At 56.3% G+C, this 19,276-nt stretch carries 15 protein-coding genes; 1 reads left to right on the forward strand and 14 read right to left on the reverse strand.

The features are described from left to right. Positions 1-53: 53 nt before the first annotated feature. Positions 54-1,475, reverse strand: coding sequence for a glutamate mutase L (locus E0E37_RS16710; protein WP_130864114.1), 1,422 nt, complete (start codon positions 1,473-1,475; stop codon positions 54-56). After that, a complete protein-coding gene (locus E0E37_RS16715; RefSeq protein ID WP_207302980.1) occupies positions 1,472-3,241 on the reverse strand; it encodes a cobalamin B12-binding domain-containing protein in 1,770 nt (589 codons plus the stop codon). The genes E0E37_RS16710 and E0E37_RS16715 overlap by 4 nt, the downstream gene beginning before the upstream one ends. Positions 3,242-3,653: 412 nt before the next feature. Between E0E37_RS16715 and E0E37_RS16720 the strand changes: the two genes are divergently transcribed. Beyond that, positions 3,654-4,301: a GntR family transcriptional regulator gene (locus tag E0E37_RS16720; RefSeq protein WP_130864116.1), complete on the forward strand. Its 648-nt coding sequence runs from the start codon at positions 3,654-3,656 to the stop codon at positions 4,299-4,301. A gap of 129 nt (positions 4,302-4,430) precedes the next feature. Here E0E37_RS16720 and E0E37_RS16725 read toward each other — a convergent pair whose 3' ends face one another. The 12 genes from E0E37_RS16725 to E0E37_RS16780 form a co-directional block, all read right to left on the reverse strand. After that, positions 4,431-6,023: a stalk domain-containing protein gene (locus E0E37_RS16725; RefSeq protein WP_165445419.1), complete on the reverse strand. Its 1,593-nt coding sequence runs from the start codon at positions 6,021-6,023 to the stop codon at positions 4,431-4,433. Positions 6,024-6,156: 133 nt separating this feature from the next. Then, positions 6,157-6,639 (reverse strand): GNAT family N-acetyltransferase, encoded by a 483-nt coding sequence (locus tag E0E37_RS16730; protein ID WP_130864118.1) that lies wholly within the window; start codon positions 6,637-6,639, stop codon positions 6,157-6,159. 134 nt (positions 6,640-6,773) lie between these two features. Next, positions 6,774-7,670 carry a signal recognition particle-docking protein FtsY gene (gene ftsY, locus E0E37_RS16735; protein WP_130864119.1) on the reverse strand — a complete coding sequence of 299 codons (897 nt, stop codon included), beginning with the start codon at positions 7,668-7,670 and terminating at the stop codon, positions 6,774-6,776. 126 nt (positions 7,671-7,796) lie between these two features. After that, on the reverse strand, positions 7,797-11,363 hold the full coding sequence (smc, locus tag E0E37_RS16740) for a chromosome segregation protein SMC (protein WP_130864120.1): 3,567 nt from the start codon (positions 11,361-11,363) through the stop codon (positions 7,797-7,799). Between the two features lies 1 nt (position 11,364). Beyond that, on the reverse strand, positions 11,365-12,051 hold the full coding sequence (rnc, locus tag E0E37_RS16745; RefSeq protein ID WP_130864121.1) for a ribonuclease III: 687 nt from the start codon (positions 12,049-12,051) through the stop codon (positions 11,365-11,367). Then, entirely contained in the window at positions 12,044-13,057 is a 1,014-nt protein-coding gene (gene plsX / locus E0E37_RS16750) for a phosphate acyltransferase PlsX (protein WP_130864122.1), read from the reverse strand. The genes rnc and plsX overlap by 8 nt, the downstream gene beginning before the upstream one ends. Before the next feature lie 188 nt (positions 13,058-13,245). Further along, entirely contained in the window at positions 13,246-13,857 is a 612-nt protein-coding gene (locus tag E0E37_RS16755; RefSeq protein ID WP_130864123.1) for a single-stranded DNA-binding protein, read from the reverse strand. Between the two features lie 13 nt (positions 13,858-13,870). After that, positions 13,871-14,776 (reverse strand): polysaccharide deacetylase family protein, encoded by a 906-nt coding sequence (locus tag E0E37_RS16760; RefSeq protein ID WP_130864124.1) that lies wholly within the window; start codon positions 14,774-14,776, stop codon positions 13,871-13,873. Between the two features lie 215 nt (positions 14,777-14,991). Further along, entirely contained in the window at positions 14,992-16,338 is a 1,347-nt protein-coding gene (locus E0E37_RS16765; protein WP_330548598.1) for a butyryl-CoA:acetate CoA-transferase, read from the reverse strand. 278 nt (positions 16,339-16,616) lie between these two features. Beyond that, positions 16,617-17,054 carry a GNAT family N-acetyltransferase gene (locus E0E37_RS16770; RefSeq protein WP_130864125.1) on the reverse strand — a complete coding sequence of 146 codons (438 nt, stop codon included), beginning with the start codon at positions 17,052-17,054 and terminating at the stop codon, positions 16,617-16,619. Continuing rightward, entirely contained in the window at positions 17,048-17,959 is a 912-nt protein-coding gene (locus E0E37_RS16775) for a YegS/Rv2252/BmrU family lipid kinase (protein ID WP_246019793.1), read from the reverse strand. The genes E0E37_RS16770 and E0E37_RS16775 overlap by 7 nt, the downstream gene beginning before the upstream one ends. Next, positions 17,952-19,274: a bifunctional folylpolyglutamate synthase/dihydrofolate synthase gene (locus tag E0E37_RS16780; protein WP_130864127.1), complete on the reverse strand. Its 1,323-nt coding sequence runs from the start codon at positions 19,272-19,274 to the stop codon at positions 17,952-17,954. The genes E0E37_RS16775 and E0E37_RS16780 overlap by 8 nt, the downstream gene beginning before the upstream one ends. Between the last annotated feature and the right edge of the window lie 2 nt (positions 19,275-19,276).

Below are 19,276 nucleotides of genomic sequence, written 5' to 3' on the forward strand. Positions count from 1 at the left end.
TGGCCGAGACCATCAAGAAGCCCTCCGGTCACCACATCGTATCAGTTTTCACGTCAAATCTTTTCCAGGCTGTTCTTCATCAATGACAATGCGGCGTCCTCGTCCACCTCCCGCAGCAGGCCGCCGGCAAAAAATACATAATCTCTGTCCAGATAAAAATCGGATTCTTCCGGCAGCAGAATGTCCGGTTCACCGGAGGGGCTTCTCAAAACGCCGGAGAGGATCTCCCGAGGGCTTCCTCCGAAGATCAGCGGGCCGCCGGTTCCCACCACCGTCCGCACGCCGGTCAGATTCTTTCCCTGCTGAACGGTTTTCACTCCCGCGGAGGCGATGCGCTCGATGCGGCCCGCATGGCGTCTGGCGCTGATGCGCGCCGCGCGTCTGGCGCTGATGCGCGCCGCGCCGGCCGCCAGAAGGCGGTCGATCTTCCGCTCGTCCTCCGTCTGCGCCAGCACGTATTTTTCCGTGACCCAGCGCCCGATGATCCGGCTTATCTCCGCTTCTTTGAGACCCGCGTCCCGGCACATCCGTTCCATACCGATCTCGGCGCAGAGAGACCCGGAGGACTCCCTCATGCCCAGATCCCCTTCCACCGTCCGCTTCGTATAGGGCTCTGCCGCGCCCACGATCTTGGCCCCTTCATACGGCGTCTGTTCCGCGTAGGAGTGGATATCCGTGGTGGCGCCGCCCACATCGACGATCATCAGGTCCCCCACCCCCTCCTGATCCGGCGTGCCGGCGGCAAGCAGTTCGCCCGCCCTCAGCACAGCGGCGGGAGTGGGCATCACCATTTTATCCAGCATCCCGGCGACCTTATCCAACCCCTTCATATTGATAATGCGTTTCAGAAACACATCACGGATAATGCTCTCCACCGGCCCGCTGTCCAGCATCCCCACTTCTGGAATAATATTTCTCACCACGTAAAACTCCTTGCGGCCCAGAGTCAGGATCCGCCTGACGTCAGGCGCCACGGCCGAATTTCCCGCGTAAATGATGGGAATATGCAGGGTGCTGTCCGCCAGCATCCGGGCGTTGTGCAGCAGCACGGAAGAATTTCCCCTCTCGTATCCGCCGCAAAACAGGAGGATCTCCAGAGGCAGCGCGCAGAGCTCCTCCATATCCGCCTCCGTCATTTTGCCCGTGCAGGTGCGCAGGATCTTCGCCCCTGCGCCGAAGGCCGCGTTGCGGCCCGCCTGCAGACTCAGCATGGAGGAGATCCCTACCACGCCCATCCGCAGTCCGCCCGCGGCGCTGGAGGAAGACAGCTTCAGCGCCTGCTCAAACTCCCCTTTCCCGATGGCTTGACAGGCCGCGTCAAAACACTGCTGCAGGCCGATCCGGGCGTCTGTGGCCACCGTGGAGGGAAAGCGGTCCGCAGCCGCGATCCGTTTTTCCTGCAGGTCCGCCACCGCTACTTTCGTGTAAGTGCTTCCAAAATCCGTCAGAATCACATATCTGGAATTCTGGTTCATAATACACCCTCGCCCCCGCCGGCCTCGTATGCTCCCGCGATAGCCGGTACGATCTGTTCCATCACATTGTCCGCGTTGACCCCCAGGGCGCGGAGATCTTCGGTCACATCCACGGCCAGCTGGCTTCCGTCCATATTTTCATTGAGCAGACCGCCCATGATGATCAGCGTGTCGCCCAGTCCATTTTCATTCAAACGCTCCATCAGATCTCTGGCAAAACTCAGCGCGATCCCGTTATAGGTGCTGATCACCACCACCCTGCTCTCCGTTTCCAGAATGTTTTCCACGATCTCCCGGGGCGTCACATAGGTGCCCAGATCGAAGATATCCGCTCCCGCCACGCTGCACAGAGATTTGACCATCTCTTTCCCGTATTCGTGGATATCTGTGGACCCCAGGATGACCCGTTTGCCCTCCAGCCGTTTTGCGATATTTCCGGCCCCGGCGAAGACCCTGCTCTGCTTTTCCTGCAGCGTCTTCACAATATCCGTTGGCTTCACCGGTTCCCGTCCCCGCATGGCCGCTTTCTCGCTGCGCCCCACGCCGAAGTGGATCTCCAGCTGTTCTGCGCCGATGGCCTTCAGAGCCGCAAACACCTCGCCGGGATGGCGTACGTCTACCCCCAGGTCGTCCAGTCCGTTCATGACGCGTTCGAAGAAGACACGGCCGCAGGAAACGAGAATGTCCCGCTCCGCCTCCACTTTGCTCCAGTCGATGAAAGGCTCTAAAAGTTTGGACTTCTCGATCATCACGTCGATGCAGAGATGCCCCTCGATGATCTCGTCGGCGGTGGGGACCCGGCACGCCTCGCTGACTGGAACGGAGGCTACCGCGTGACCCGTGGGCTTGTGGCGCTGGCAGATGGCGTCAGCCTGCGAAAAGCTGCACAGCGCGCCGTAGTTTCTGGAAAAATCAGTGCCGTAGTCGATGGTATTTCCAAACGTCATAGTTCCCGGCGTATTCTTTTTATTGGTGGCGTCGCAGGCCATGTTGAAGACGATGCGGGAGATGGGATCGCTGAACAGATTTCCATACGAGAACGTCATGGAAGCGCCCAGCAGTTCCTCGACCAGATACCGCTCGATCATCGTCCACCCCGTCAGGTTTACCAGGTCGTGGAACTGATTTCCGTAACCGTCGTCCAGATTGGAGTGTACGATCGTTCCGTCAAACTTTCCCATCAGGCCGAATCCCAAAAGTGAATTGACCGTCCTCTCCCGTTCCAGTTCGATGCCCGGATACTCATATGTAAAATAGTGAGACACGTTGCCCAGGGAAGTCACTCCGGCTTCCAGGGCCAGTCTGGCGTTTTCTATGGCGTTGGGACAGCCGATCATATGATCGCTCATATGCGGCTGGATCGGCGCGATCTGTCCGATGGCCTTCCACTCGTCCGGACTCTTGAAGATCAGTCCTGTGCCCGGCTGCAGCTTTGAGCGGTGTTCTTCCGGCACGCCCATGATCCAGTCGAAGATAAAGCCCATCCGCGTGATGTAGCTTCCGCGGCGTTCCAGCTCATTGTAGATATACTCTACATTTCTGGCCGTCTCATCCCAGGAATTCCAGCCAATGTGGGAGTGCTTGGATATGTAGCCCTCGCTGATGGCTTTCCGCTTGAATTCAGCCTCGGACTTCACCCCGTGTTTCTTGAAAAACAAAGTCTCCCCGATGGTGGTCTGCGCCGCGATCTTATCTACCTGACTCCATATCTCCTTCATGTCAGGCAGGTCTTTGTACTCGAACCGCTTGTTCATTACAATCTTCAAAACTGCATCGCTCCCTTCCTTTTCATCCTTCTCCTTCATCCGGTATCTTTCGCCCCGCCGCTGCCGCTTTCTCCGCGGCAGCCGCGCCGGCCCGCCGTCGCCCTGCGCGTCCTTCAGCCAAGTGTAAGGCTCTGGCAAACATGCATGATGTGTTATGTGTTATGTCTTATGTATGCATCATTCACGTTCTAAGATCAGATTAGCACAATTCCATCGCCGGGTCAACAAGGCAGGCGTCATTTTCTAAATATTCTTACACTCGTCATCCGCCCCGCGGCGGACTGTCTCCGCCCTTCTTATTTCCGCCCCGCAGCCCCTGTAAGGACCTTCGGCAGCAGTACTGCAATCTTCTTGAATCTTTTCCCGCCCTGCTATATAATAGTAAGATAAAGACAAAATCTACGGAGGGGTTATGGACAAGATCGTGACAATGAAGCAGCAGGTCTACAACATTCTGAAAAAGCGGATCGCAGACGGGACTTACCGTCACGGACAGCGTCTGCAGGAGCCTGATCTTGCAAAGGAACTGAACGTCAGCCGCTCCCCTGTCCGCGAGGCGATCAAGGAACTGGTGATGGAAGGCATACTCATCGACACACCCAACAAAGGCGCGGCTCTGAAGGTCTTCACGGAAAAGGAGATCGCGGATATCTACGCTCTGCGCATCCTCATCGAATGCGCGGCAGTGGACACGCTGGCCCAACATCCGGAACTCATTCCGGATGAGACGCTGGAAAAGATCAGGATCAGTCTGTCCGTCACTGATAAAGACGAGATCGATTATGTGGTAAACGCGGACATCAATCCCCATGACGCTTATATGGAAGCCGCTGAAAACGAATACATTCTGGACGTGTACCGCCGCGCCTCCTTCTGTACCATGTCCTATCACCGGGCGCTGTTCGCCGGCGAAAATTATCCTGTCAATCTGCGCCAGCATCTGGACATCACCGTGGCTCTCCTCGATCGCCGTTTTGAGGACGCAAGGGCAGCGGTGATCCGCCACCTGCAGGATTCAGAGGAGATCATCTGCCGGGCTATACGGGAAGGCACCATCTAGATCGGTCCGGGATCGTCCCCTTGTCGGATCATCCGGGATCGCCAGCACGCACAAAAAAACGCACCGACCACCTGTCTGACAGGTGATCGATGCGTTTTTTATTGTATTAACAGGGCTTTCCGCCCCTTTTTACCTCTCTCCCAGTTCCCCGTAGGGGGTGGCCGCCGGGCTGCCCTTTACGCACAGATAGTACTGAAACGCGTCGGCGTACCGGCTTTCCACGAAGGGCGAGCCCTGCCGGTCCAGCGGGAACAGCGTCAGATCCGTCGCCGCGCTGCGGGCCAGCATGGCGCTTACAGCGGGACTCTGGCTGTAATTCACCGGCATGCTCTCCCCCGTCCTGGAATCCATGTAGAAGCAGTCGATGTAGTCGGTCATAATGCTGCACACCTTGCCGCTGGTAGGCTCGTACTCGTGATCCATGTAGGACGCCAGATTGGACAGCTGGCCGAAGGTGCCGTTGAGCAGCGTGTGGGCTCCGCCGAACATGCCGAAGCATTTCCCCATATCGTAAGCCTCAAAATAATCCCGGAAGTTTTCGTGGATGAAATTTTCCCGGACTTCATAGTCATGATCCTTATAAAATTCGATCCCCTGCTCCACGCTGCGAAGTCCGAAGCAGAACGCCTCGTACTCATCTCCGAAATAGCTCTCGAAATCTTTCTGATTTTCCTCCAGCAGCCTGGCCGTCTCCGCCACCTGATCTTTTGAGAGACTTTTCAGCGCCGTCTGGGCGGCCCGCACCGCCTGGGGCATTTCCTTTTTTTCATCGTACAGGGACAGCAGGTAGTTCATGCCGTTTTCAGCGTCGTGCTGTACGTCCAGTCCCACGAAGCACAATTTCCGATCCTCGGGCAGAGTCTTGTTATATTCGTACACCTTCTCATAAAACTTATAATAGTTTTTGGAATAAGCGAAGGACCCCTTTGTTCCGGAGACCATGGTCTTGATGATCGACGAGTCGCCGGTCTTGAGATAGCGGTTCAGCAGCATTGAACTGCAGAACCCGTCCTCGCTGATGATATAGCGCACGTTCTGGTGTCTGTTCAGGTATTTGATAAAGTATAGCTGAATGTCGAAATTGCTGGCCACAGCGTGCTGTTCGCCTACCAGATAGACCTTGTAAGGGTCGAGATCCGCTCCGGTCAGTTCTTCCCCGGCGCGGTCCATGTCCACAGAGATCTGGTTCTCTTTCAAATACGTTTCGAATTCCTCCAGCCACGGGGAACCGAACCAGTCGTCCCGGGTCAGACCGATGGTCCCGGTCTCAGCGTCTTTTACCGCCCGCATACCGAAAGCCTCCGCGATCACATCGATCTGCACGAAATTGTAGCCTTCTACCAGCAGCATGGGCAGATCGATCTTTTGCCCCTGTACGCAGATCTCGTAAGGAGTCGGCTCCACTGTGCGGTCCGTGTTCTTCACGTATTCCGTCAGATCGCTCAGCCGTTGTTCACTGCCTTCGCTCTCTCCGAAGTCCATGTCGATGCGCCCGGTCTGTCCGTCGAACTGCACCGTTACATCGAAGAGGTCCGCAAAGACGTGCAGCGGCACATATACGTCGCCGTTGATCAGATAGGAAGGAAGCCGGATGGGATCGTACTCCTCCGTAAACCTGTAGTCAGACTGCGCCAGCGTGTATGGGTCCGCGGCCATGGCCTGCGGCGCCGCAGTCAGCAGAAGGACCAGCGCTGCGATGGCGGCCAGCATTCTCTTTTTCATTTTATTCTCTCCGTTTATGATCTTCATCTTATGATCTTCATCCGATCCATTTTCCCTGTGGGCCGCGCCGTAACCAAATACTCCTCAGCCGTCTCTCGACAGGCTGAGGAGCAATCTTTTTTATGCGGCGTTATTAGTTGACACGCATCCCGTGTTTCTTGTCGGTGCCCACATAGGCGAAACCTACAGAATGCCAGAACAGACTGTCATCCTCGTTGGGATTCATCATGAGACTCTCATTCTTGCAGTATTCTTCGATAACGAAGTGCATGAACAGACGGCCGATCCCGCTTCTGCGATAGTTCTGCGTGATGATGAAATCTGAAATGAAATACTTGCAGTTGAGTTCAATGCCGAAATACGTGGACGCGGCCTTCTGATACTCCTTGTCGTCCAGATTCTGAATAACGGCAAAACCCACCGGGATCTCAGCGTCGTCATCCTTTTCGACCAGAAGCAGCACGCCCACCGGATCTGTCATCGGCTGATAGCGCAGCGCGTCGAATCCGTCGGTGTGCTTGATGATCTTGCTTCTTCTCATTTCCATGTACTCTTCTTCATCGGCCTTCTCATAAATTTTTACGAAATAATTTCCGTCCAATTTGTATTCTTTCATGGTCTGTCCCTCCTGATAAATATATGGGCTGTGGTTTTTTTCCACTTATCAATCATACTCGTATTAAGCGCTTTAGTCAAGAGGTTTGAAGGTCCTGCACAGAGTATGGGCGCCGCGGAGACCCGCTGTTTTCCTTACTCGAACAGGCTTTCCGCAAATTCTGCGGGGTCAAACTCCTTCAGATCGTCCATGCCCTCGCCCACGCCGATGAATTTGACCGGCATGGAAAACTCGTCGGAGATGGTGATCACGATGCCGCCCTTGGCCGTACCGTCCAGCTTGGTCAGCACAATGCCTGTGATCGGCGCGATCTCGCCGAATTCCTTCGTCTGAGAGATGGCGTTTTTTCCCGTAGTGGCGTCCAGCACCAGCAGCGTCTCCCGCTGGGCTTCCGGGTATTCCCGGGCGACTACCTTGTACATTTTCTCCAGCTCTGTCATGAGATTTTTCTTTGTCTGCAGACGGCCCGCCGTATCGCAGATCAGCACGTCGATCTTTCTGGCCTTGGCCGACTGAATGGCGTCGAAGATCACGGCGGAAGGATCCGCTCCCTCCTGATGCTTGATCACATTGACTCCCAGCCGGTCTCCCCAGACCTCAAGCTGTTCGCTTGCCGCCGCCCGGAAGGTGTCCGCCGCCGCGATGAGCACGCTCTTCCCCTCTCCCTGAAAGCGGTGCGCCAGCTTGGCGATGGAAGTGGTCTTGCCCGCGCCGTTTACGCCGATCATGAGGATGATGAGGGGCGTCTCCCCGCAGATGCGGTGCTCCTCCCCTTTGTCCACCAGCTCCCGCACGATCTCCTTGATCCGATCCTTCACGCCGTCCTGATCCTTGATCCGCAGTTCCTTAATGTCCTTTCTGAGCCGCTCTGTGATCTTCATGGTGGTGTCCATTCCGATATCGGAGGTAATGAGGACCTCCTCCAGCTCGTCCAGCATATCTTCATCGATCTCGGGCCGCATGAAGATCACATCTTCGATCTTCTCCTGCAGCCTTCCGAAAAACGATTTCTTTTTCATTCCAAACGCCATTTTTCCCTCCGTGCACCGCACCGCGTTTCAGTGCCAGTTTCTGTTGACCTTCTGTCTGCCTTCTGTCAACCTTCCGTTAATATCTATTATCGTCCCGTACCGCTCCGGCCTGCCGTTTGCGCTGATTTATAATTGGATCTCATCGCCCAGCCTCAGCGAAAGCACTTTGGAAATGCCCTGTTCCGGCATCGTCACGCCGTACATGACGTCAGCGTACTCCATGGTGACTTTCTGGTGGGTGACCAGCGCAAACTGTATTTCTTTGAAATTTTTCAGATACTTTGCAAAGCGGTCGATGTTGGCCTCGTCCAGGGCCGCCTCCACTTCGTCCAGAATACAAAACGGCGTGGGCTTCGCCTTGAGCACGGCAAACATCAGGGCGATGGCGGTCATGGTCTTCTCGCCGCCGGACATCAGATTGATGTTCTGCAGCTTTTTGCCCGGGGGCTGCGCCACGATCTCGATCCCGCACTCCAGAGGCCTGCTCTCGTCCTCCAGCCGCAGCTCCGCCATACCTCCGCCGAACAGTTCCTGAAAAGATTTCTCAAAGTTTTCCACGATCTTGTCGAAGCTCTCCTTGAAATTCAAGCGGATGGTGCGGTCCATGTCGTCGATGATCTGCTTCAGGGAATCCATGGCGGAGAGCAGATCCGCTCTCTGCTCCGTGAGGAAATCGTAACGCTCCTTCACGGTCTCGTACTCTCTGATCGCGCCCACGTTGACGTCTCCCAGCTCTCTCATCCGGCTTTTGATCTCCCGGCTTTCCTTTGTGGCCTGAGAGAGTTGAAATTCTTTCTTTTCAAATTCCATCGCCTGGATATAGGATATCTCAAACTCATCCCAGAGCTTTTCCTTGTACGTGTCTACCTGCGCCTCGTTCCTGGCCTTTTTCAGTTCGAGTTCGTGTTTTCTGGACTGATAGCCGAACAGCGTCTCGTCCATCTTCTCTTTTTTCTGCTCCACCTCGGAAAGGTAGCGCACGATCAGCGCTTTCTCCTCCTGGGTGCGGGCAAGCTGCTCTTCCAGCTCTCTCTTTTCTGCTTCCCGCTCTTTTCTCACCTGCGACAGGTCCGTCTCGCCGGAAAGCAGCCCTTCTTTTTCCGCCGCCAGCTCTTCCACAGCCAGCTGCTTCGCCTCCCTCTCAGAGGAAAGCTCAGCGATATACCGCTGGACCCGCTCCGCCATCTGCAGCGCGTTCTCCCGGCGGCTTTCCGCAGCGGCCACGGCCAGACGAGCCTTTGTCACTTCCTCGGAAGCCGCCGCAGACTGCTCCCTGAGTCCCGCGTGCCTGTCCGTCTCCTGGCCGATCTGCGCTTCTATTTGGCTGATCTCCGCCTGAGCGGCTCTCATGGCGTCTTCCAGTTCGCCGATCATTTTGGAAGAGGACGCTTCCTCCGCCTCAATGGACGACAGCTCGCGGTTCCATTTAGCCCGGCTGTCTTCCATGTCGGACAGCTGCCCGGTGAGCTGCCGGAGTTCGTTCTCCTTCACCATCAGACGCATCTCGGCGTCGCGGTGCAGTTTTTCCTGTTCTTCGATGGCCGCGCGCCCCGCTTCGATCCGGCGCTGAAGTTCCGCCAGCTCCTGCGCGCCGCGTCTCTGTTCGTCTTCTATCCCCAGCAGTTTTTCGCCCAGAGAAGCCGCCTCTGTCTTTCTCTCCAGCAGATTGGAGGTGCTGCTCTTCAGCGTTCCTCCGGTGATGGCGCCGCTGGCGTTGATGACCTCGCCCTCCAGCGTGACGAACCGCAGCCCGCCCGCCGCAGAGAGCTTGGACATTTTCACCGCGTTGTCCAGACCGTCCACCACGACCACACGTCCAAGCAGATATTCCATGACGCCGCGATACTGGTCGTCAAAGGTGACGCAGTCCACGCCGTAGCCCTGAAATCCCGGTTCTCCGGACAGTCCCCTGCGGTCCTTGTCCCTGTTTCCCGCATTTTTCCGGTTCATGGTCTCCACAGGCAGGAAGGTCAGACGGCCGGCCCGATTCTTTTTCAGAGCGGCCACCGCCTCCTTGGCGCTGCGGTCGTCCTTCACCACAATATTCTGCACGGCAAACCCGAGAGCCGTCTCCACCGCCGTCTCAAATCCCCGGGGCACGGTGATCAGCTCGGCTACAACGCCGCACACCCCCTGCAGGCTGCGGTTTCTCATAATATACTTGACCGCGTTGTTGTAGCCCTCATAGGAGCTTTCCAACTCTTCAAGCAGTTTCTTTCTGGCTGAGATCTGTCCCGCTGATACGCGCAGTTCGGACAGACGCTGGGAAAGCTGCCGTTCCCGGGTCACATTTTCATTGTACTCATTCTTCCGGGCAGAGACCGACTGGGCCACGGCGTACAGTTCCGATCGGATCCGGTCCCTTTCCGCTTTCGTCTCCTCCTGCAGCCGGTTCAGGTTTACCGAACCTTCCTCCGAAGTCCTGTTCTCGGAGAGCAGCTGTTCCTTCCGTCTGGAAAGGGTGCCTCGCAGAGCTTCCAGGCTTCCCTTTTCCGTCCGCTTCGCCCCGATGACGCCGGTGAGATCGAACAGCCTGTTCTTTTTCTGCTCCAGCTCCCGCTCCAGCGCTTCCGTTTCCCCGGTGAGCTCCAGCAGCCGGCTGTTTTTCTCCGCCAGCTCCGCAGCCAGCGCCGCCGCTTCCCCGTCCACTTCTCCTCTGGTCCGCGCAAACTCCGCCGCGTTGGCTTCTTCCTTGCGCAGCTTCTCCGTCACCGTCTCGATCTCGCTCTCAAGCCGCTCCCGATCCTTCTCGATGGAGGCCAGTTTCTCCTTCGTTACCTGACCGCGGCTTTCCAGACGGCTGATGGCCTCTGTCTCCGCCATGAGCCTGTCCCGCATGTCGATGCCGGCGTTTTCCAGTTCCTCGTTTCTCGCGCGGTTTTCCGCGATATCACGGTCCAGCGCCGTCTTGGTCTCTTTGAAATTGTCGATCTGGCTGCCAAGCTCCTGAAGCTCATCCTTTATGTACTCGTTCTTCAGTTCCACAGCCTCGATATTTTTCAGAGTAATATTGATCTCAAGGTTTTTGTACTTTTCTTTCAGGATCAGATATTCTGAAGCCTTTTCGCTGTCCTCGGCCAGTCCCTCGATGCGTCCCTCGATCTCCCCGATGATATCGTTGACCCGGTCCAGATTTCCCCGGGAGGCCTCCAGCTTTCGTTCCGCCTCCGCCTTTTTGGACCGATATTTCACGATCCCCGCGGCCTCCTCGAATATCTCCCGCCGGCTCTCAGGCTTGTTGCTGACGATCTCCGCGATCTTTCCCTGACCGATAAGCGAATAGCCGTCCACCCCGATCCCCGTGTCCATGATCAGTTCCCGGATATCTCTCAGCCTGCAGGCGTTATTGTTGATGGAATACTCGCTCTCGCCGGAACGGTACATCCGTCTGGTGATGGCCACCTCTGAATAGTCGATGGGCAGCGCCCCGCTGGTATTGTCGATGACCAGCGTGACTTCGGCCATCCCTCTCGATTTCCGGTTGGCCGTGCCTGCGAAAATGACTTCCTCCATCTTTCCGCCCCGCAGCATCTTAGGACTCTGTTCTCCCAGGACCCAGCGGATGGCGTCGGAAATATTGCTCTTGCCGCTTCCGTTCGGTCCCACGATACAGGTGATCCCCTCGTGAAATTCAATGCTTACCGGATCGGCAAAGGACTTGAAGCCTTGTATATCCAGTCGTTTAAAATACAAGCTACCACCTCTCCGTTTCCAGAGCGGTGCGGGCCGCGTGCTGCTCCGCCTCTTTTTTGCTGCGTCCGGTGCCGCGGCCGATCTCTTTTCCGTCTGCCAGAAGCTTTACAAAGAAGGTCTTGTCGTGATCCGGGCCTTCTTCCCTCTCGATCTCATAGTGAATGACTACCTCGCCTCTGGCCTGCAGCCGCTCCTGCAGCTCCGTCTTGTAATCTGAATACAGCTTGCCGGAGACGGCCTCCTCGATGGTGCGGTCAAACAGCCGCAGTACCAGTTCCCTGGCCTTTTCCCAGCCGCCGTCCAGATACACTGCCCCGATGACAGCCTCCATGGCGTCGGCCAGAATGGACGTCCGGTGGCGGCCGCCGCTTTGATTTTCACCCTTGCCCAGCCGCAGATAATCCCCGATATTCACGCGGACGCCGCATTCCATCAGCGAACGCTCACAGACGATCACGGCCCGGGTCTTGGTGAGAAGCCCTTCCTCCTCGTGAGCCAGTCTGTGATACAGACATTCGCTGATGATCGCGTCAAAAAAGGCGTCGCCCAGAAATTCTAGGCGCTCGTTGTTGGCGCTGTACTCCATCTTGCTCTCGTTTATGAAGGAGCTGTGTGTCAGCGCGTGACGCAGAAGTTCCGGATCCCGGAACTCATATCCCAGCTTTTTTGCAAATTCCAAATCATTCACTTTCCTCTATTTCCTCCAGTTCCAGAACAGACTCCTGTATGATCTGCACTACTTTATTTTCCACATAAGGGATCGCTTTCAGGATACCGTTTTTAACGGCGTCGGCATTGGACGAGCCGTGTATCTTGATAAGCGCTCCTTTTACACCCAGGATCGGCGCTCCGCCGTAGGACGAATAGTCGAATTCCTGCTTCATTTCCGACAGCTTCCCCGACAGGAGCAGCGCCCCCATCTTCGGGACCACGCCGTCGGTAAACTTCTGCTTCATGAGCCTCAGAATGCTCCAGGCCACTCCTTCCGTCAGCTTCAGGATCGTATTGCCCACAAAACCGTCGCAGACCGTAACGTCGCAGACCCCGGCGGGGACCTCCCGGGCCTCCACATTTCCCACGAAATTCAGATGGCTTTTTTTCAGCAGGTCGTAAGCGCTCTTGATCACCGTGGTGCCCTTGCCTTCCTCCGTCCCGATGTTCACCAGGCCCACCTTCGGCTTCTCCAGACCGAAGACCTTCTCCATATAAATGCTTCCCATAGTGGCGAACTCCAGCAGATTTCTCGGCTTGCATTCTGCGTTGGCCCCCGAATCCACCAGAAGCGTGAAGCCGCTGCCCAGGATGGGATAAGTGGAGGCGATGGCCGGCCGGTCGATCCCCGGGATCCTTCCCAGAATGAAAAGTCCTCCCGCCATGATGGCTCCCGTGTTGCCCGCGGAGAGAAGCATGTCCGCCTCCCCGTTTTTCACCAGACCGATACCCTTGACCAGCGAGGAATCCGTCTTCGTCCGCACGGCGCGCACCGGCGCGTCGTCCCCGGTGATCACTTCCGCGGCGTGTACCACGCGGATCTGTTCTTGATCGTACTTGTATCCCGCAAGTTCGGCCCGGATCTTTTCCTCATCGCCTACGATCAGTATCTCGTGCTTCGTCAGCTTTCCGGCTTCCACACATCCTCTGACAATTTCCGCAGGGGCGTTGTCGCCGCCCATTCCGTCAACCGCAATTCTCATTTCGCAGTCCTCCCGTATATCATTTGTTCCGCCATGAAAAATCATGCGGACTTCTTTACAAAATACCGAAACTAACACCTCTAAAATATACCATAACACACCGTCAAATGCAATTTTTTAATCTTCGACAGAGTTCGCGGGCGCCGTCCGGACCTGTACACACAAAAAAAGTGACATGCCTGCGCACGTCACTCTTCTATCTTCAGAACAGATACCTCGTAAGCGACCTTGACGGTCACATTCCCTTCCTCGTCTTTCTTGCGGTATTCCCGGCTCTGGATGCGCCCCGTAACGGTCAGCGCGCTTCCCACGGCCAGCCTGCCCGCATAACCGGCGTTTCTTCCCCAGGCGATACAGGGTATGTAATCCGACTTGTTGTACATGCGGTTCACCGCCAGCATGAGATCGCAGATCTCTCTTCCCAGAGGCGACATGCGCTGTACCGGGCGCTTGCAGAGAAAGCCGGAGAGAAAAACCTTATTTTCATCCTCCTCGTCCTCCCCGCACAGGCTGAACTCACGGGCGAACACCGTCACATTCAGTTTGTTTTTTCCTTCTCCCATTTCATTATAGGTACGGACCTGACCCAGCAGCCGCACTCTCGTTCCCGGAACCACATCCGCTTTCCAGATCAGCCGTTCCGAAACGATGATCTGTATTTCATCCACGTAGCCGCTCTTCCGCTCGATACCCAGAATGAAATGGTAGAAAGTCTCGCCGTACGATTTATGGCTCTCCGTCAATTCTGAGCGGACCGTCCCCAGCAGTTCCGCGCTGTTTGTCTCAAATCCGTTTTCCACTTAATTTTCCCCCTTATCGCACTTTTGTTTCCGAATCCTTTTCCATACTCTCACCCACCGCTCCCGGACCGGTGACGCCGGCTTCCCCCCTGGGCTCCTCCAGTCCTCCTCCGTGACCTTCCGGTTCCTCCGTCCCGTCATAGATCTGTCTTCCCGTCCGGTCCATGTGATAGTCTTTCGCGTAGATCAGCTGACCCACAGGCAGGATCTCGTATCCCTCGCTCTGCAGCTTATCTAAGATCAGCGGCAGATATTCCTCCGCGTGCTCCGCGTTGTTGTGAAACAGCACGATAGCTCCGGGACGGACGTTTCTCGTCACCCGGTCCACGATCTGCTCCGCAGTCAGCGATTTCCAGTCCAGACTGTCCAGACTCCACTGGATCACCTGGTACCCCATGGCGTTCGCCGCGTCCATCACCGTATTGTTGTAAGACCCAAAGGGCGGACGCAGCAGAGCGGTCTTTCGCCCGGTGAGTTTTTCCACCGTTTCCTCCACCGTGCCGATCTCTTTTTGGATCGTTTCCTTTGGAAGCGTGGCCAGATCGGGATGGGTGGTGGAATGACTTCCGATCTCGTGCCCTCTGGACGCCAGCTCTTTCACCATATCGGGGTACTTTTCAGCCCAGTAATTCACTACGAAAAAGGTGGCCTTGGCGCCGTGCTGATCCAGCGTATCCAAAATGGCCTCCATGTGTTCATCCCCCCAGGCGCAGTCGAAGGTGAGCGCCACCGCTTTATCCCTTCGTTCCACCGAATAGATCGGAAGTTCCTTCTCCGCCCCGATGGCGGCCGGAAATTCAAAAAACATGACGGCAGAGACCGCCGCTGTAAACAAAAAAACAGACAATCCCACCGCCATGAATGACAGCCTGACCGGCGGCAGAGACAATTTCTGTCGTATGGTTCGGATCTTTCGCATTGTACTGACTCCTTTTCGTGGGTTCGCTTTCTCCTGTCAGACGCCCGGCTGACCGAATGCGTCTTACTTTCTATCATTCTATTCATCCCCCTCCCCGGATATGCAGGCAATAAAAAAGCGGCGTAAAATACAAAAGAGATGCCGCGCGATACGGCATCTCTAAAATTTCATATGTTTCAGTCGAAAGGGGCCCCGTTCAAACAGGACCGGCCGGCCTATCTCTTATTGCTCCGTCTCCAGATCTTCATTTTATCCGCTTCAGCGATCAGCTCGTCGCGGAACTGCGGATCGGCCACAGAAATGATGGCCTCCGCTCTCTGCCATGTGCTCATCCCCTTCAGGCACACCTTGCCATGCTCGGTGACCAGATAGTGCACGTTGGCCCGCGTGTCGGTGACGATCGAGCCTTCCGTGAGCGTGGGACGGATCCGGCTCTTCACCGTGCCGTCCTTCGTCTTGAAGGTGGAAGAGCAGCAGATAAAGCTCTTGCCGCCGCGGGACAGGTACGCGCCCAGCACGAAGTCCAGCTGGCCGCCGGCGCCGGAAATATGGCGCAGTCCTGAGGTCTCGGAGCTGATCTGTCCGAACAGATCCACGTCCACAGCGTTGTTGATGGACATGAATTTATCGATCTGGGCGATAGTCCGGGCGTCGTTTGTATAGTCTACGGGAGCGGACATGCAGGCCGGATTCTCGTTGAGATAATCGTAGAGCTTCTGGGTGCCCGCACCGAAGGCGAAGACCTGACGGCCCTTGTCGATGGTCTTGTACGCTCCGGTGATCTTCCCCGCGGCCGCGATGTCTACAAAAGCGTCCACGTACATCTCCGTATGTACGCCCAGATCCTTCAGATCGGATTCGGCGATCAGGGATCCCACCGCATTGGGCATACCGCCGATCCCCAGCTGCAGGCAGGCGCCGTTGGGGATCTCATCCACGATAAGACGGGCGACGGCCTTATCCACCTCCGTGGCGGGCCCTCCGGCTCCCAGCTGGCCCAGCGGCGGATTGTCGCCTTCCACGATCATAGCCACGTCGGTGATATGAACGCCTTCCTCAAATCCGCCCAGACAGCGGGGCATATTCTTATTGATCTCGACGATGATCGTTTTGGAGTTCTCGCAGGCCGCCTTCATATGCGATCCGTTGGGGCCGAAATTGAAATAACCGTGCTCATCCATGGGCGCGACCTGGAACATGGCCACGTCGTTTGGCTCGATGTTATCGCGGTACCAGCGGGGCAGTTCGGAATACCGAAGAGGGCTGTAAAAAGCCACGCCCTGGTCCACCATCTTGCGCTCGAACCCGGACATATGCCAGGAGTTCCAGCACATGTGGTCAGCCGCGTTCTCAACGTTGAATATCTCCGGTTTCCACAGCAGGATCCCGCCTCTGAACTTCAGATCGCTCAATTCCGGTATCCGCTTCGCCAGCGCTGCGTCCAGCTTCACCGGCGTTCCCGTGCACCAGCCATAGTCGACCCAGTCTCCGCTCTTCACTACCTCCACGGCTCGTTCCGCGCTCACCTTTTTCTGCTCGTAGAGTTTTTGATAGTCCAGCATTTTTTGTCCTCCTAAATATACATACAACAACATTCTGACTAATCTGTAACAAACGAACTCTCCTCATAATATGCGTCCAACGCACAAAATTACAGATTATTTCCGGCCTTTTCGCCGCCGGGCTTTAAACTATGCTACTATATTACCACAGATGCCCATACAGGCACAAGAATATTGTTAAAAAGTTAACCATATTTTTTCTGGAATTATGCTTTAAATGGATACAAAAAAGCCGCGCGTCCGTGGATGCGCGGCTCCTGCGAAAACGGGCCCTCCGCCTACAGCGGCAGCCGCATGATCTCGGGGAAGCACTCTTTCTGATACTGGGGGCACGAGAGACAGTCGAACAGTCCCTCAGGCACTTCACCGTCGGGAACGTTGATGAACTTGTTCTTTCTGAAGAATCCCGGCGCTCTGGCCACCAGTATGATCTCTTTCGCACCCATCTGTCTGGCGTCCTCCAGACAGCGGGCGAGCATGTCGGAGGCAATATGTGTCTTTCTGTATTCGGGGTCGACGGCGATGCCGTTGATGATGTAGTGGCCGTCCACCTCTGTCAGCGCGCAGCCGCCGATCACGACGCCCTCCTCGTTTTCCGCCTTGTACCCCTTCAGGAACACCCGGCGTTCAAACTCATCTTCCTCGATCTCCAGATTGCTGCGCATAAACAGCTCCATCACCGGAGCCGGATCTGTGATCGGTGTGATCTTTACCATTTTGAACCCTCCATATCTTGATACATCGTATTGACCAGCAGTCTTCCCGGAAACAGTTCGATATCCAGAGGCAGATCCGGTCCCTTTTCGCCGTCCACGTCGGTGCCCACCTCCTGATCGGCCTCGATCCTCAGCTTTTTCGTGCGGAAGGACACCACGTTTTTATTCTCAGCATGGTCGCCCACCAGAACATTGATCAGAAGAGGCGGCAGGTCGATGATGGGCATTTCGCGGAACATCAGCACATCCAAAAGCCCGTCGTTGATCTCGGCCGCAGGCGCGATACGCTTAAAGCCTCCGGCGGAACGGCCGTTCATGACCAGCATGAAATAGATCTTCTCCTCCGCGGTGAGCTCCTCGCACTCCACCTTGACGCTGATGGGCCGCAGGTTGGGGATCTCCGTCACGCCTTTCAGGTAATAGGAGATGACCCCCAGCGTATTTTTGATGTTGGGATCGGTCTTCTGACTCACATCGACGAGAAAGCCCATGGCCGCCACGTTGATAAAATATTTCTCGTTGGCCCGGCCCACGTCGGCTCTGGTATAATTATCGCCCAGCGCCACGCCGATCATGCCCTCGATATCGTGGGGGATGTCGAAATAGTAGGCGAAATCGTTGGCCGTCCCGGCGGGAAATACGGCCAGGGGCAGGTCCACGCCGTTTCTCATCATGGCGTTTACCACCTGATTGATGGTGCCGTCTCCCCCCGCGGCGATGACTTTTTCAAAGCTGTCTTCCTCTTTTACTCTGACAAACACATCGTCGAGCATTGCCGGCGCCGCCCCGCGGATGGCCACCACAAGTTTTCCTTTTTCCTGAAAACGCTCGATGATGAGATCCAGATTGCTCTTGAACATGCCGTTTCCCGCGCTGGGATTGTAGACCAGAAGAACCTTATTCATTTTCAATGCGATAACCCTCCCTGATTTTCCCCACGAGGTAGAGCGATCCGGCATATATGACTGCGTCATAATCCGAAAGCCGCTCTTTTCCATAGCGGATGGCGCCCCTGTAATCCCCCGCGTCCTCACAGGGGTAACCGGCCTGTCTGATACGGGCGCAGAGTTCCGCCGAGGGCAGTCTCCGCGGATTGTCCGGCTCCGTGGCCGCCATATCCGCTCCCAGACTGCCGAATTCAGCGATCATGCGGTCCACTTCTTTGTCCGCCAGGATGCCGCAGATCAACAGGATGCGCTTTCCTGCAAACTGCTCCGCCGCGGCTGCGGCCAGCGCCCTGGCGCCGTCGTCGTTGTGCGCGCCGTCTATGATGACGTACGGATCCCGCTGCAGCACCTCGAACCGGCCGATCTGCCGCGCTTTTTGAAAGCCCCTGTAGACCGCTTCCTTTTCTATCTCTAATTTATTCCCCTTTTTCAGCACTTCAATCACAGTCAGCGCGCAGCAGGCGTTTTCCACCTGATGGCTGCCCGCCATGGCCAGACGGACGCCGGGGTATTCCTCCCCCAGCACGGCGGTGTCGAATCCGTAACCCTCTGTCTGCCGTACCAGATGATCCGCCGGGCGCACGCAGGCCTTCTCCACGGTGCCCAGCACGTCGTAGACGGCGCAGTTTTGCTCAGCCGCGCGGCTTCGCACCGTCTCCGCCGCCTCCCTGTCCTTGATGCAGTATACGACGGGACAGCCGTCCTTTATGATCCCCGCTTTCTCCCCGGCGATCTCCGGCAGCGTATCTCCCAGATATTCCATGTGGTCGAAGGATATGGACGTGATGACGGAAACCACGGGACGTCTCACCACGTTGGTGGAGTCTCCCCGTCCGCCCAGTCCCACCTCCAGCACCACATAATCCACGTTTCTGCGCTGAAAGTATACGAAGGCGATGGCCGTCACCACCTCGAACTCCGTGGGGGATTCTTCCCCCCTGTCCACCATCTCCCGTACAAGGCCCATGACTGTGTCCGTGCACTGGGCCAGATCTTCGTCGGAGATCATTTCCCCGCAGCACTCGATACGCTCGTTGAAGACTTCTATGAACGGAGAGGTATAAAGTCCCACTCTATACCCCTGTTCCGTCAGCGCCGCGTACACGTAGCGGCAGACGGAGCCTTTTCCGTTGGTTCCCGCTACGTGGATCACGTTCATCTTATCCTGAATATTTCCCAGAAGTTCCATCAGGCGGCTCATGCGGGAAAGTCCCAGCTTGCTGCCGAACCGATAGAGTCCGTGGATCTCTTCCAATGCTTCTTCGTATGTCATAG

The sequence above is a fragment of the Bacilliculturomica massiliensis genome, assembly GCF_900605495.1.
Taxonomy (GTDB): domain Bacteria; phylum Bacillota; class Clostridia; order Peptostreptococcales; family Anaerovoracaceae; genus Bacilliculturomica; species Bacilliculturomica massiliensis.